This is a genomic window from Klebsiella sp. K5-204 (genome assembly GCF_030128585.1).
GTDB classification, from domain to species: domain Bacteria; phylum Pseudomonadota; class Gammaproteobacteria; order Enterobacterales; family Enterobacteriaceae; genus Klebsiella; species Klebsiella quasipneumoniae.
This window is the reverse complement of sequence record NZ_JAKUZS010000002.1, coordinates 240,650-253,404: the sequence shown is the minus strand read 5'-3', so window position 1 is coordinate 253,404 and position 12,755 is coordinate 240,650. Positions and strand designations below refer to the sequence as shown.

13 protein-coding genes are annotated in these 12,755 nt (G+C 59.4%); 7 read left to right on the top strand and 6 right to left on the bottom strand.

What is annotated here, in order from left to right:
- Nucleotides 1–98: 98 nt before the first annotated feature.
- From minC to minE, 3 genes are read left to right on the top strand one after another with little or no spacing between them, the layout of a single operon-like run.
- Nucleotides 99–797: a septum site-determining protein MinC gene (gene minC, locus MKR05_RS06705; RefSeq protein WP_023290209.1), complete on the top strand. Its 699-nt coding sequence runs from the start codon at nucleotides 99–101 to the stop codon at nucleotides 795–797.
- A gap of 23 nt (nucleotides 798–820) precedes the next feature.
- Nucleotides 821–1,633, top strand: a complete 813-nt coding sequence (gene minD, locus MKR05_RS06700; protein WP_002910900.1) for a septum site-determining protein MinD — start codon at nucleotides 821–823, stop codon at nucleotides 1,631–1,633.
- 3 nt (nucleotides 1,634–1,636) lie between these two features.
- Nucleotides 1,637–1,906, top strand: coding sequence for a cell division topological specificity factor MinE (gene minE, locus MKR05_RS06695; protein ID WP_004103270.1), 270 nt, complete (start codon nucleotides 1,637–1,639; stop codon nucleotides 1,904–1,906).
- Between the two features lie 77 nt (nucleotides 1,907–1,983).
- Here the strand turns inward: minE and rnd are convergent, their stop codons facing one another.
- The 5 genes from rnd to MKR05_RS06670 form a co-directional block, all read right to left on the bottom strand.
- Nucleotides 1,984–3,099, bottom strand: a complete 1,116-nt coding sequence (gene rnd, locus MKR05_RS06690) for a ribonuclease D (RefSeq protein WP_023290210.1) — start codon at nucleotides 3,097–3,099, stop codon at nucleotides 1,984–1,986.
- Nucleotides 3,100–3,180: 81 nt separating this feature from the next.
- Complete coding sequence (gene fadD, locus MKR05_RS06685) at nucleotides 3,181–4,866, bottom strand: long-chain-fatty-acid--CoA ligase FadD (RefSeq protein ID WP_085551111.1); 1,686 nt, start codon at nucleotides 4,864–4,866, stop codon at nucleotides 3,181–3,183.
- Nucleotides 4,867–5,071: 205 nt separating this feature from the next.
- On the bottom strand, nucleotides 5,072–5,653 hold the full coding sequence (locus MKR05_RS06680) for a Slp family lipoprotein (RefSeq protein ID WP_032453356.1): 582 nt from the start codon (nucleotides 5,651–5,653) through the stop codon (nucleotides 5,072–5,074).
- 38 nt (nucleotides 5,654–5,691) lie between these two features.
- Nucleotides 5,692–6,387 (bottom strand): tRNA (adenosine(37)-N6)-threonylcarbamoyltransferase complex dimerization subunit type 1 TsaB, encoded by a 696-nt coding sequence (tsaB, locus tag MKR05_RS06675; RefSeq protein WP_102004417.1) that lies wholly within the window; start codon nucleotides 6,385–6,387, stop codon nucleotides 5,692–5,694.
- A 145-nt stretch (nucleotides 6,388–6,532) separates the two neighbouring features.
- Nucleotides 6,533–8,443 (bottom strand): ATP-dependent DNA helicase, encoded by a 1,911-nt coding sequence (locus MKR05_RS06670; RefSeq protein ID WP_004175456.1) that lies wholly within the window; start codon nucleotides 8,441–8,443, stop codon nucleotides 6,533–6,535.
- A gap of 131 nt (nucleotides 8,444–8,574) precedes the next feature.
- Between MKR05_RS06670 and MKR05_RS06665 the strand changes: the two genes are divergently transcribed.
- Nucleotides 8,575–8,919: a RidA family protein gene (locus MKR05_RS06665; RefSeq protein ID WP_002910910.1), complete on the top strand. Its 345-nt coding sequence runs from the start codon at nucleotides 8,575–8,577 to the stop codon at nucleotides 8,917–8,919.
- On the opposite strand, the gene MKR05_RS06660 is transcribed toward MKR05_RS06665, so the two are convergent.
- Entirely contained in the window at nucleotides 8,920–9,111 is a 192-nt protein-coding gene (locus MKR05_RS06660; RefSeq protein ID WP_049004516.1) for a YoaH family protein, read from the bottom strand.
- 88 nt (nucleotides 9,112–9,199) lie between these two features.
- On the opposite strand from MKR05_RS06660, the gene pabB reads away from it, so the two are divergent.
- From pabB to sdaA, 3 genes are all read left to right on the top strand, one after another.
- Nucleotides 9,200–10,555, top strand: a complete 1,356-nt coding sequence (gene pabB, locus MKR05_RS06655) for an aminodeoxychorismate synthase component 1 (protein WP_284118163.1) — start codon at nucleotides 9,200–9,202, stop codon at nucleotides 10,553–10,555.
- 3 nt (nucleotides 10,556–10,558) lie between these two features.
- Entirely contained in the window at nucleotides 10,559–11,137 is a 579-nt protein-coding gene (locus MKR05_RS06650) for a CoA pyrophosphatase (protein ID WP_284118164.1), read from the top strand.
- A gap of 162 nt (nucleotides 11,138–11,299) precedes the next feature.
- Nucleotides 11,300–12,664 (top strand): L-serine ammonia-lyase, encoded by a 1,365-nt coding sequence (sdaA, locus tag MKR05_RS06645; RefSeq protein ID WP_048336005.1) that lies wholly within the window; start codon nucleotides 11,300–11,302, stop codon nucleotides 12,662–12,664.
- Nucleotides 12,665–12,755: the final 91 nt, after the last annotated feature.

Genomic DNA, 12,755 nt, shown 5'->3' with positions numbered 1-12,755 from the left:
ACTTGCCTCAATATATGAGTGACTATAACATGCCTTTTAGTCTTCGGAATATCACCGCACTTCGGCGGTCGATAAACAGCAAATTGAGTAAGGCCAGGATGTCAAATACGCCAATCGAACTTAAAGGCAGTAGCTTCACGTTATCTGTCGTTCATTTGCACGATGCAAATCCCGAGGTTATTCGTCAGGCGTTAGAAGACAAAATCGCCCAGGCTCCCGCCTTTTTACGCCATGCTCCGGTGGTGGTGAATATCGCCAGCGTCGAGGAGAGCGTCGAATGGCGCGCCGTCAACGAGGCTATCGCCGCGACCGGTTTACGTATTATGGGCGTCAGCGGATGCAAAATCCCGCGCCTGAAAACCGAAATCGACCGCGCCGGTATCCCGTTATTAACCGAAGGGAAAGAAAAAGCCCCTCGTCCGGCACCGTCCGAACCCGCCCCGCCGCCGCCAGTTGCTAACCAGATCACAAAAACGCGTTTGATTGACCAGCCGGTACGTTCCGGTCAGCGCATTTATGCGCCACACTGTGATCTTATTGTTACAAATCATGTGAGTGCCGGCGCGGAACTTATCGCTGACGGCAATATCCATGTATATGGCATGATGCGAGGACGCGCATTGGCAGGCGCCGGTGGCGACAGAGACGCCCAGATATTTTGTACCCACCTTGCGGCGGAGCTGGTCTCCATCGCCGGGGAATATTGGCTGAGCGATAACATCCCGGCCGAATTTTATGGCAAAGCGGCACGCCTGCGTTTAGGCGAAAGCGCTTTGACAATTCAACCGTTAAATTAATCCCTTTTTAACAAGGAATTTCTATGGCACGCATTATTGTTGTGACTTCGGGTAAAGGGGGCGTTGGCAAGACCACCTCCAGCGCGGCCATCGCTACAGGTTTGGCCCAGAAGGGAAAGAAAACCGTCGTTATCGACTTCGACATCGGCCTGCGTAACCTCGACCTGATTATGGGCTGCGAACGTCGCGTCGTTTATGATTTCGTCAACGTCATCCAGGGCGATGCCACATTGAACCAGGCGCTGATCAAAGATAAGCGCACGGAAAACCTCTACATTCTCCCGGCTTCCCAGACCCGGGATAAAGACGCCCTGACCCGCGAAGGCGTCGACAAAGTTCTCGAAGAACTGAAGAAGATGGAGTTCGATTTCATCGTCTGTGATTCCCCGGCAGGCATTGAAACCGGTGCGCTGATGGCGCTCTATTTTGCTGATGAAGCCATTATCACCACCAACCCGGAAGTCTCCTCCGTTCGCGACTCCGACCGTATCCTTGGCATTCTCGCTTCCAAATCCCGCCGCGCGGAAAATGGCGAAGAGCCGATCAAAGAGCACCTGCTGCTGACCCGCTACAATCCAGGCCGCGTCAATAAAGGCGATATGCTGAGCATGGAAGACGTGCTGGAGATTCTGCGCATCAACCTGGTGGGCGTGATCCCGGAAGACCAGTCAGTCCTGCGCGCATCCAACCAGGGTGAGCCCGTGATCCTCGATGCCGCGTCGGACGCAGGCAAAGCCTATGCCGATACCGTTGAACGTCTGCTCGGAGAAGAACGCCCTTTCCGCTTCATTGAAGAAGAGAAGAAAGGATTCCTCAAACGCCTGTTCGGAGGATAAATTATGGCTTTACTCGACTTTTTTCTCTCGCGAAAAAAGAACACGGCTAATATTGCGAAAGAACGCCTGCAAATCATCGTCGCCGAGCGCCGCCGCGGGGACGCGGAGCCGCATTACCTGCCGCAGTTGCGCAAAGATATCCTGGAAGTGATCTGTAAATACGTGCAGATCGACCCGGAGATGGTCAGCGTGCAGCTGGAGCAACGGGACGGTGATATTTCCATTCTTGAGCTGAACGTGACCCTACCCGAAACGGAAGAGTCGAAACCCTGACCTGCTGTTCCATCCCGAAAAAAAACCGGCTACGCCACGCGCCGCCGGTTTTTTTATAGCCTGAACCAGACCGCCCGCTAGCGCGGATAGTCGTTTAACAGCCTCTTCAGCCGTTCGCCCATCAGCTCACCACGCCAACCGGAAATCAGCTCAGGTTCAGCGGCCTGCGTTTTCAGCTGCCAGTGCCAGTTCAGCAGCTGGTTGATCTGTCGACGCGACGCCAGCAGCTCCGCGCTTACGCCCTTCTCCGCGCTCACTTCCTGCACCAGCGCTTTAATCTCTTTAAAGGCTTTACGGTAGCCCGGCATGTCGATCAGATTCTGCAGCGGCGCCGGCAGCGACGACTCCGGCAGCGCCTGGGCTTTCTCGACCAGGCCGATCAGCGTTTTGCCATGGAAGCGAATTTCGCTACCGGACAACCCGAGGCTGTCGAGCTCGCCGAGGCTGGTGGGCATATAGCGCGCCACGCTCCACAGATGCTCTTCCCGCACCACAAAGTTCACCGCCAGGTCGCGCTCACGCGCTTTGCGCAGACGCCACTCCGCCAGCAGCTGCAGGCAGCCCAGCTGGCGGGTACGCAGCTGCCAGGCGTTGCCGATATCGCGCCAGGCCTCGGCCGGGTCGACCACCTCCTGACGGCGCTGCTGCATCAGGCGACATTCGTCCAGTGCCGCCGATAGCCAGCCCGCGCGATCGGTCTCCGCCATTAATTGGCTGGCGATCGGCAGCAGGTACCAGACGTCGGCCGCAGCGTATTCACACTGACGCTCGGTTAGCGGTCGCGCCAGCCAGTCGGTGCGGGATTCGCTTTTGTCCAGCGCGACCCCGGAATACTCTTCCACCATCGAGGCAAAGCCCCAGGACATCGGCCGACCGCAGAAAGCCGCCAGGATCTGGGTGTCGATCAGCGGCTGCGGCATCAGGTTGAACGCGTTGAGGAAGACTTCTAAATCTTCGCTGCCGGCATGCAGGTATTTGGTCACATCCGGATTGAGCAGCAGGTCGCGCATCGGCGCCCAGTCGTTAATCGTCAAGGGATCGATCAGAGAGACCTGGTGGCCGTCGAACAGCTGCAGCAGGCCCAGCTGCGGGTAATAGGTGCGGGTACGGACAAATTCCGTATCCAGAGCGACGGCGGAGGCCGCGCTTGCCGCTTCGCAGACAGCGCGCAGGCCATCGTCGGTGGTGATCATCTGATAGTTCAAAGCATACTCTCTTAACTTGCGCCCATAAAAAACGCCGGCGTAGCCGGCGTCTGGCGACTCATTCGTTACTCAGCCTTTATTGTCCACTTTAGCGCGCGCTTCGTCACGCAGTTCTCGCCGCAAAATTTTCCCGACGTTGGATTTCGGCAGTTCGTCACGGAATTCCACCAGTTTCGGCACCTTATAGCCGGTCAAATGGCGTCGGCAGAACGTAATCAGCGCTTCTTCGGTTAACGCGGCATCTTTCTTCACCACGAAGATCTTCACCGCTTCGCCGCTGCTGCCGGACGGCACGCCGATGGCCGCCACCTCCAGCACGCCGCTGTGCTGCATGACCACATCTTCGATTTCATTCGGATAGACGTTAAAACCCGACACCAGGATCATATCTTTTTTCCGATCGACGATGCGCAGGAACCCCTCTTCATCCATCACCGCAATATCCCCGGTGTGCAGCCAGCCGTTCTTGATGATCTCATCCGTCGCGTCAGGTCGCTGCCAGTAGCCCAGCATCACCTGCGGCCCCTTGATACAGAGTTCGCCAGGCTGGCCCGGCGCCACTTCGTTATCGTCATCATCCACCAGTTTGGCTTCGGTGGAAGGCACCGGCAGACCAATGCTGCCGCTGTGGTAGTCGATATCGTGGGGGTTGACGCTGACCAGCGGCGAACACTCGGTCAGTCCGTAGCCCTCAAGCAGATATTGCCCGGTCAGTTTCACCCAGCGCTCAGCCACCGCCTGCTGCACCGGCATGCCGCCGCCGGCGGAGAGGTGCAGCGAGGAGAAATCAAGCTGCTGGAACTCTTTGTTGTTCAGCAAGGCGTTGAACAGCGTATTAACCCCGGTCATGGCGGTAAAGGGATATTTCGCCAGCTCCTTCACCAGTCCGGGTATGTCGCGCGGGTTGGTGATCAGCAGATTCTGCCCGCCCAGCTCGATAAACAGCAGGCAGTTCATGGTGAGGGCGAAAATGTGATACAGCGGCAGCGCGGTCACCACGAACTCTTTGCCGCGATGCAGCAGCGGGCCGTAGGTGGCATTGACCTGCTCGAGGTTGGCCAGCATGTTGCGATGGGTCAGCATCGCCCCTTTAGCCACCCCGGTAGTGCCCCCGGTGTACTGCAGAAACGCCAGATCTTCCGCAACGATCTCCGGCTTCACGTACTGCATGCGATAGCCGTGCTGCAGCGCGCTGCGAAACGAGATGGCATCCGGCAGATGGTACTTCGGCACCAGGCGCTTGATGTACTTGACCACAAAGTTCACCAGCGTGCCTTTGGCGGTGGAGAGCTGATCGCCCATGCGCGTCAGGATCACGTGTTTCACCTGGGTCTTCGCCACCACTTTTTCCAGGGTATGGGCAAAGTTGGAGACGATGACGATCGCCGCCGCGCCGCTGTCGTTGAGCTGATGCTCCAGTTCACGCGGGGTATATAAGGGGTTGACGTTGACCACGATCATCCCGGCGCGCAGGATGCCAAACAGGGCCACCGGATACTGCAGCAGGTTAGGCATCATCAGGGCCACCCGATCGCCCTTCTGTAACCCTAAGCCCTCCTGAAGGTAAGCGGCGAAGGCGCGACTGCGCTCTTCCAGCTTACGGTAGGTCATCACTTCACCCATATTGATAAACGCCGGTTGGTCGGCGTAGCGGGTGGTGGCATGTTCAAACAGTTCAACCAGGGATTGATAGCGGTCAGGATTTATCTCCGCCGGAACATCTGCGGGATAACGGTTTAGCCAAACCTTTTTCACTGCATCACCTCTGAAATAGTTATTCGTCGTCATCACAGCCCCTGGGAAATACATTTTGTTAACATTATATTAACTCAGCGTACCAGTTTATTAATTAGGCAATGAGCAGGTTGCGAAGCGCGTCACTATTTTTTTTCTTATTCGACTGAAAACAAAGAAACAGCGGACTGGCCGCTGTTTCTTTGAACTAACAAAAACAACAAAATCATTCAGTTACAACGTTTCTTACCTCAGCAGGGCCGGGGTTGTACCATCCCCATCCGCCATAGCCGTACCCCCAGGGGCGGGGACCCAGCATCCACGGGTCGATGGGCTGCGGGGGCATCACCACCTGCTGCACCACGTTCCAGCGTTTGTAGCCGGTGGCGTTCATCAGCATAAATTTGTAGGGCGTGCTACCCACTTTGCCGTCGACCACCCCGGCAATCGGCCCGACCACGGTCACCAGTTGACCCCGGAAATCCACCGGATCGAGGAAGCCGTTAACATCGGCAAAGATTCGCCCGCGCGAGGGTTCGCCCAGTTCCGGTCGCGCACCGCTGTCCAGCGGCACGGTAGCGATTTCTAAGCGGGTTTTACCCTGCTGGTTCTGCACGTTGACCACCTTGCCGCCAAAGCGCGCTTCCTGACCAACGTACAGCTGCGGGGCGTTCATCACCCGCACCAAATCCTGCTGCGGCGTGGGGCTGGTGCCTTTGATGGCATCCGGCACCGATACGCAGCCGCTCAGCGCAACGGCAACCGCCGCGGCCAGCAGCCAGCGAACGCCCTGTTTTTGACCCGCCATGATGCGACTCCTTTTCTCAGTCTTCTTGTTACTGAGATTCACTCGCGGCCCGGAAGTTTCTTCCACGCCACCTCGTTACGCAAATAAACCGGCTCCGCTTTCTCCACGGCCACGGTTTTCCCTGCCGCCAGCAGATAACAGGCTAACGGCAGCATATCCTCTGCCGCCGGCAGTTCAATTTCGCCGCTGCTTAAGGTCAGTCCGCTCTCTTTCGCCAGATCCGGCCACGCCTGCCAGCCGGTGCCGACGGTGGCCCATTCGCCGGAAAGCTGCGCCAGCCGTTCGGCCACCGCGTCCGGTTTGAGCACCGCTTCCGTCTCTTCGCCGTGCCAGACGCCCTGCTCGTCGCGCAGGTACTCAGCCCAGTAGACTTCACCCATCCTGGCGTCAATCGCCGCCAGCACGCGGGTGGCGCCGGTTTTGCGCCAGGCGCCTTGCGCCATGGTGGCCAGCGTGGAAACGCCGATCATCGGCAGCTCCGCGCCGAGCGCCAGCCCCTGGGCGATACCGATGCCGATACGCACGCCGGTAAAGCTGCCCGGGCCGCGGCCAAAGGCCAGCGCGTCCAGCTCGGTCAGGGTGGTGCCGCTCTCGGTGAGAACCTCCTGCACCAGCGGCAGGATACGTTGGGTGTGTTCGCGGGGACAAATTTCGAAATGAGCACTAAGGGTGCCATCATTCCACAGCGCCGCGGAGCAGGCCTCTGTGGCGGTATCGATAGCCAAAATTCGCATGGGTGGTCACGCTCTCGTTACATAGTTCAGGCCTTCAGGCAGCCTGTTTACCGGCAGACGGTCAATCCGTCGCCACACCGCCCGAAGTCTAGTGGGAACCGCTAATTAACAAAATGGCGCGCAGCTTAACACATTTTAGGGCGGATTACCTTGCCGGCGGCACGGCGAGGAAGCGCACCGCCCGGCGGATATCGCGGGTCCGCGGCGCGGGCGGCAGGCTGGCCAGGAACACCGCGCCGTAAGGGCGCATCACCAGCCGATTGTCACAGATAACCAGCACCCCACGGTCGTCGATATCGCGGATCAGCCGGCCCACCCCCTGCTTGAGGGTGATCACCGCGTCCGGGAGCTGCACTTCATCGAACGGATCGCCGCCGCGTAGCCGGCAATCTTCCATCCGCGCTTTCAGCAGCGGGTCGTCCGGCGAGGTAAACGGCAGCTTATCGATGATCACCAGCGACAGCGCGTCTCCGCGCACATCGACCCCTTCCCAGAAGCTGCTGGTGGCCACCAGCAGGGCGTTTCCGGCGCTGACGAACTGCTGCAGCAGCTGGCCTTTACTGGTCTCTCCCTGCAGCAGCACCGGCAGGGTCATGGTGGCGCGGAACTGCTCCGCCAGATCGCGCATCATGGCGTGCGAAGTACACAGCATAAAGCAGCGACCGTCGTTAGCCTCGATCAGCGGTTTAAGCATGGCCGCCAGATGACGCGCCGCGCCGGGCTGGTTCGGCAGCGGTAGATTACGCGGTACGCAGAGCAGCGCCTGATGCTGATAGTCAAAGGGGCTAGGCAGCAGCAGAGTCTGCGCCTCGTCGATCCCCAGCCGGGCGGTGAAGTGGTGTAGATCGTCATTTACCGACAGCGTCGCCGAGGTAAAGATCCAGCTTCCCGACTTCTGCGCCATCACCTCTTTAAACTTCTCGGCCACGGTCAACGGCGTCAGCGCAAGGGTAAAGTGGCGCGAGGTGCACTCATACCAGTAGCTGTAGCCCGGCTGATTGATCTCTTTCAGCCGCTTCAGACGCCCGCGATAAAGCGTGGCGCGCTCAAAGGCGGCGTCGAGCAGCGCCGAGCGCCCCAGCGAGAGTTTGGCGACGTCGTAACACAGTTCAAGAGCATCATCGAGCAGCAGCAGCGCCCGCTGAATGTGGCTGTCCGCCAGCAGCTCGCGCAGGTTGCCGCGGTAGCCCGGGTCCCCCAGCTGCAGGCGAAAATCCTGGGCGCTTTGCGCCAGGCGGTCGGCGCATTTTTGCAGCTGCTGGGTGTCTTTCAGTTCGGTGCGGTAAGCAATGGTGATGTCTTTTGCCAGATCCAGCAGCTGGCGGCTGGAGAGCGACTGGCCAAAGTACTGGCTGGCGATATCCGGCAGCTGATGGGCTTCGTCGAAGATCATCACCTCCGCCTCGGGGATCAGTTCGGCGAAGCCGCTCTCTTTGACCACCATATCGGCAAGAAACAGATGATGGTTGACCACCACCACGTCGGCATCCATCGCTTTTTTACGCGCCTTCACCACGAAGCAATCTTTATACAGCGGGCAGTCGCTGCCGAGGCAGTTATCGTTGGTGCTGGTGACCAGCGGCCAGGCCTGGGAATCTTCCGCCACGCTGGCGCAGGTGCTGATATCGCCATCCTGGGTTTGGTTCGACCAGGAGCGCAGGAGGATCACGTCGCTGAGGGTTTGCACCGGCAGATCGCCGCCCGCCAGCGCCTGCTGTTCCAGGCGTTCGAGGCACAGGTAGTTGGAGCGACCTTTTAGCAGCGCCAGTTTGCCGGTGAATTTGAGCGCTTTGGCGACGGTGGGCAGATCGCGGCTGTAGAGCTGATCCTGCAGCGCTTTCGACCCGGTGGAGATAATCACCTTTTTTTTCGCCCGCAGCGCCGGCGCCAGGTAAGCGTAGGTTTTACCGGTTCCGGTCCCCGCTTCCACCACCAGCGGCCGGGAGGCCTCAATCGCTTCGCTGACCGCCACCGCCATCTGGCGCTGCGGCTCGCGCGGTTTAAATCCCGGTATGGCTTTGGCTAGCTGGCCGTCTGCTGCAAAATCGTCGATCACATTGCCCCCTGGTTATTTGGACAGTGATTATGTCAGGGAGGACGGCGTTTCGCCAGTCCGGGTAGTGACGCGAGCGGAACATTATGGCAGTCTTGCCGCTGCCGAATGGAATGCTCAAAGAGGAATGAGAAATGACAATTACGCGTATTGATGCCGAAGCCCGCTGGTCAGATGTAGTGATCCACAATCAGACCCTTTACTACACCGGCGTACCGGCGAATCTTGATGCCGATGCCTTCGAGCAGACCGCCAACACCCTGGCGCAGATTGACGCGGTGCTGGAAAAACAGGGCAGCGACAAGTCGCGTATTCTTGACGCCACTATTTTCCTTGCCGACAAAAGCGACTTTGCGGCGATGAATAAAGCCTGGGACGCCTGGGTGGTAGCCGGTCACGCCCCGGTGCGCTGCACGGTGGAAGCGACGCTGATGAACCCGCAATATAAAGTTGAGATCAAAATCATCGCCGCGGTGTAATTACTCGTCTTCGTCTTCGTCTTCATCTTCAAAGCGCGCGACGATCCGTTCGCCGGTATGCGTCGCGCGTAGCTCTTCCGCCACCAGGGCAATCGCCTGGCCGCTGCTCATCCCCTGGGCCATCAGTTCCTGGATACGTTCGACCGCTTTTTGCTGTTGCTCGTGGCTCAGCGAAGGTAAACCTGCAAACATCTTGTACTCCTGCTACATTGTGGGGCGTAATTATTTCACGCCGTCCCCGCCTACGCCAGAGGGACGGTAACGTTCAGGATCGAGAAAGATGTTGTTCCCCGCAATTATTACCCTGCCCTGGCGCCCGGATGCCGCCGAATACTATTTTACGCCGTTAAGCGCCACGCCCTGGGCGATGCTGCTGCATTCCGGCTTTGCCGACCATCCGCATAACCGTTTTGATATCCTGGTGGCGGCCCCGCGCGCCACGTTGCTGACGCGCGGTGAACAGACCTGGATCGATGACGGCGAGACCGTTTGTGTCTCGGCTGACGATCCGCTGCAACTGCTTCAGCAGCAGCTGGATCGTCAGCCGTTCACGCCGCAGCCCCATGAGGATCTGCCGTTTCTTGGCGGCGCGCTGGGGCTTTTCGGTTACGATCTGGGCCGCCGTTTTGAGCGACTTCCCGCTGCCGCGCAGGCCGATATCGCGCTGCCGGATATGGCGGTGGGGATTTATGACTGGGCGCTGATCGTCGACCATCAGCGCCAGCAGGTTTCGCTGCTCAGCTATGACGACCCGCAGCAGCGTCTGCAGTGGCTGGAGGCGCAAACGCCGGCGCCGGGTGAAACCTTCGCCCTGACCTCGGCCTGGCAGTCAAATATGAACCGCCAGAAGTATGGCGAGAAATTTCGTCAGGTGCAGGCCTATCTGCGCAGCGGTGACTGCTATCAGGTCAACCTCGCCCAGCGTTTTCAGGCCCGCTACGTCGGGGATGAATGGCAGGCCTTCCGCCAGCTGAACGCCGCCAACCGCGCCCCCTTTAGCGCCTTCATCCGCCTTGCGGAAGGGGCGATTTTAAGCCTGTCGCCGGAGCGATTTATTCAGCTCCTCCAGGGTGAGATCCAGACGCGCCCGATTAAGGGCACCCTGCCGCGGCTCGATTCACCGCTGGCGGATGCGCAGCAGGCGGAAAAGCTGGCGAACTCGCCGAAAGACCGCGCTGAGAATTTAATGATTGTCGACCTGATGCGCAACGACATCGGCCGCGTCGCCGTCCCGGGCAGCGTGCGGGTCCCCGAGCTGTTCGTGGTGGAGCCGTTCCCGGCGGTCCATCATCTGGTCAGCACCATCACCGCCCGCCTGCCGGCGACGCTTCATGCCAGCGATCTGCTGCGCGCCGCCTTCCCCGGAGGGTCGATCACCGGCGCGCCGAAGGTACGGGCGATGGAGATTATTGATGAACTGGAACCCCAGCGACGTAACGCCTGGTGCGGGAGCGTCGGCTATCTGAGCTATTGCGGCAATATGGATACCAGCATCACCATTCGCACCCTGACGGCCTGGCAGGGGCAACTGTATTGCTCCGCCGGGGGCGGTATCGTCGCGGACAGCGAGGAAGATGCGGAATATCAGGAAACTTTTGATAAAGTTAATCGTATCCTGCACCAACTGGAGAACTAGACCATGGCGGACCACGCCCTCAATCTGGATGATTTTCTGTCCCGCTTCCAGCTGCTGCGCCCTCAGCCTTCGCGCCATGCGCTCAATCAGCGGCAGGCGGCGGTACTGGTGCCGATCGTGCGCCGGCCGCAGCCTGGCCTGCTGCTGACCCAGCGCTCGCCGCTGCTGCGCAAGCACGCCGGCCAGGTCGCCTTTCCCGGCGGGGCGGTAGATAATACTGATGCGACCCTTATCGCCGCCGCTCTGCGCGAAGCCCAGGAAGAGGTGGCGATCCCGCCGGAGACGGTTGAGGTGATTGGCGTTCTGCCGCCGGTGGACAGCGTCACCGGCTTCCAGGTGACGCCGGTGGTAGGTATTATTCCGCCGGATCTGCACTATCACGCCAGCCAGGACGAAGTCTCCGCGGTATTTGAAATGCCGCTCGCCGAGGCCCTGCGCCTCGGGCGCTATCATCCGCTCCATATCCACCGCCGGGGCAACGACCACCGCGTCTGGCTCTCCTGGTACCAGCATTATTTTGTCTGGGGGATGACCGCCGGGATCATTCGCGAGCTGGCGCTGCAGATAGGCGCGCGCCCTTAGCTATACTGATTATGAGAGGGCGCTCTCACTATTAGTAAAATCGCGGTTATCCATTAGTTTAATTCATGTGAATAGTTGAACTGACAGGGCGCTTCCCTCTTACACTATGCGCAGTTATTACATCGTTACCGCACCCGCGGTAACCCTGTCAGGAGTATTATCGTGATTAGTCTATTCGACATGTTCAAGGTGGGGATTGGTCCCTCATCTTCCCACACTGTTGGCCCGATGAAGGCCGGTAAACAGTTCGTCGATGACCTGGTCGAAAAAGGATTGCTTAATGCAGTGACCCGCGTGGCGGTTGACGTCTACGGTTCGCTGTCATTAACCGGCAAAGGCCACCATACGGACATCGCCATTATCATGGGACTGGCGGGCAATCAGCCCGATACGGTCGATATAGACGCGATACCGGCATTTATCCGTGACGTCGAGACACGCGGCCGTCTGCTGCTGGCCAACGGTCAGCACGAAGTCGACTTCCCGGTGGATGACGGCATGCGTTTTCGCAGCGACAATCTGCCGCTGCACGAAAACGGCATGACCATTCATGCCTGGGCCGGCGAGAAAGAGATCTACTGCAAGACCTATTACTCGATTGGCGGCGGCTTTATCGTCGACGAAGAGCACTTCGGCAAAGAAAACGCCAACGAACTACAGGTGCCCTACCCGTTTAAATCGGCGCAGGAAATGCTGGCCTACTGCAAAGAGACCGGCCTGTCGCTCTCCGGGATGGTAATGCAGAACGAGCTGGCGCTGCACAGCAAAAAAGAGATCGAGGACTATTTCGCTAATGTCTGGCAGACCATGCGCGCCTGTATCGACCGCGGCATGAACACCGAAGGCGTGCTGCCTGGCCCGCTGCGCGTGCCGCGTCGCGCCTCGGCGCTGCGTCGTCTGCTGGTGGCCAGCGATAAGCTCTCCAGCGATCCGATGAACGTCGTTGACTGGGTCAACATGTTCGCGCTGGCGGTCAATGAAGAGAACGCCGCCGGCGGTCGCGTGGTGACCGCGCCGACCAACGGCGCCTGCGGCATCGTTCCGGCGGTACTCGCCTATTACGATCACTTTATCGAATCCGTCAGCCCGGAGATCTATATCCGCTACTTTATGGCCTGCGGTGCGATCGGCGCGCTGTACAAGATGAATGCCTCCATTTCCGGCGCCGAAGTCGGCTGTCAGGGCGAAGTGGGCGTCGCCTGCTCGATGGCGGCGGCGGGTCTGGCTGAACTGCTCGGCGCCAGCCCGGAGCAGGTCTGCGTGGCGGCGGAGATCGGCATGGAACACAACCTCGGCCTGACCTGCGACCCGGTCGCCGGCCAGGTACAGGTGCCGTGCATAGAACGTAACGCCATCGCCTCCGTGAAAGCGATCAACGCCGCGCGGATGGCGATGCGCCGCACCAGCGAACCGCGCGTCTCGCTCGATAAAGTGATCGAGACCATGTACGAAACCGGCAAAGACATGAACGCCAAGTACCGCGAAACCTCGCGAGGCGGCCTGGCGATTAAAGTTCAGTGTGACTAACATGTTGGCTTTCGCCTGCCGCCTCCCGGGGCGCAGGCGCGGAGCGAGGGTAACTAAAAGCCCCTGCCTTCCTGATGCGCCCTCCGTGGCG

Excerpts from the sequence above, each read along its gene's own strand:
- minC (WP_023290209.1), top strand. The coding sequence starts at position 99 with ATGTCAAATACGCCAATCGAACTTAAAGGCAGTAGCTTCACGTTATCT.
- minD (WP_002910900.1), top strand. The coding sequence starts at position 821 with ATGGCACGCATTATTGTTGTGACTTCGGGTAAAGGGGGCGTTGGCAAG.
- minE (WP_004103270.1), top strand. The coding sequence starts at position 1,637 with ATGGCTTTACTCGACTTTTTTCTCTCGCGAAAAAAGAACACGGCTAAT.
- rnd (WP_023290210.1), bottom strand. The coding sequence starts at position 3,099 with ATGATCACCACCGACGATGGCCTGCGCGCTGTCTGCGAAGCGGCAAGC.
- MKR05_RS06680 (WP_032453356.1), bottom strand. The coding sequence starts at position 5,653 with ATGGCGGGTCAAAAACAGGGCGTTCGCTGGCTGCTGGCCGCGGCGGTT.
- tsaB (WP_102004417.1), bottom strand. The coding sequence starts at position 6,387 with ATGCGAATTTTGGCTATCGATACCGCCACAGAGGCCTGCTCCGCGGCG.
- MKR05_RS06665 (WP_002910910.1), top strand. The coding sequence starts at position 8,575 with ATGACAATTACGCGTATTGATGCCGAAGCCCGCTGGTCAGATGTAGTG.
- MKR05_RS06660 (WP_049004516.1), bottom strand. The coding sequence starts at position 9,111 with ATGTTTGCAGGTTTACCTTCGCTGAGCCACGAGCAACAGCAAAAAGCG.
- pabB (WP_284118163.1), top strand. The coding sequence starts at position 9,200 with ATGTTGTTCCCCGCAATTATTACCCTGCCCTGGCGCCCGGATGCCGCC.
- MKR05_RS06650 (WP_284118164.1), top strand. The coding sequence starts at position 10,559 with ATGGCGGACCACGCCCTCAATCTGGATGATTTTCTGTCCCGCTTCCAG.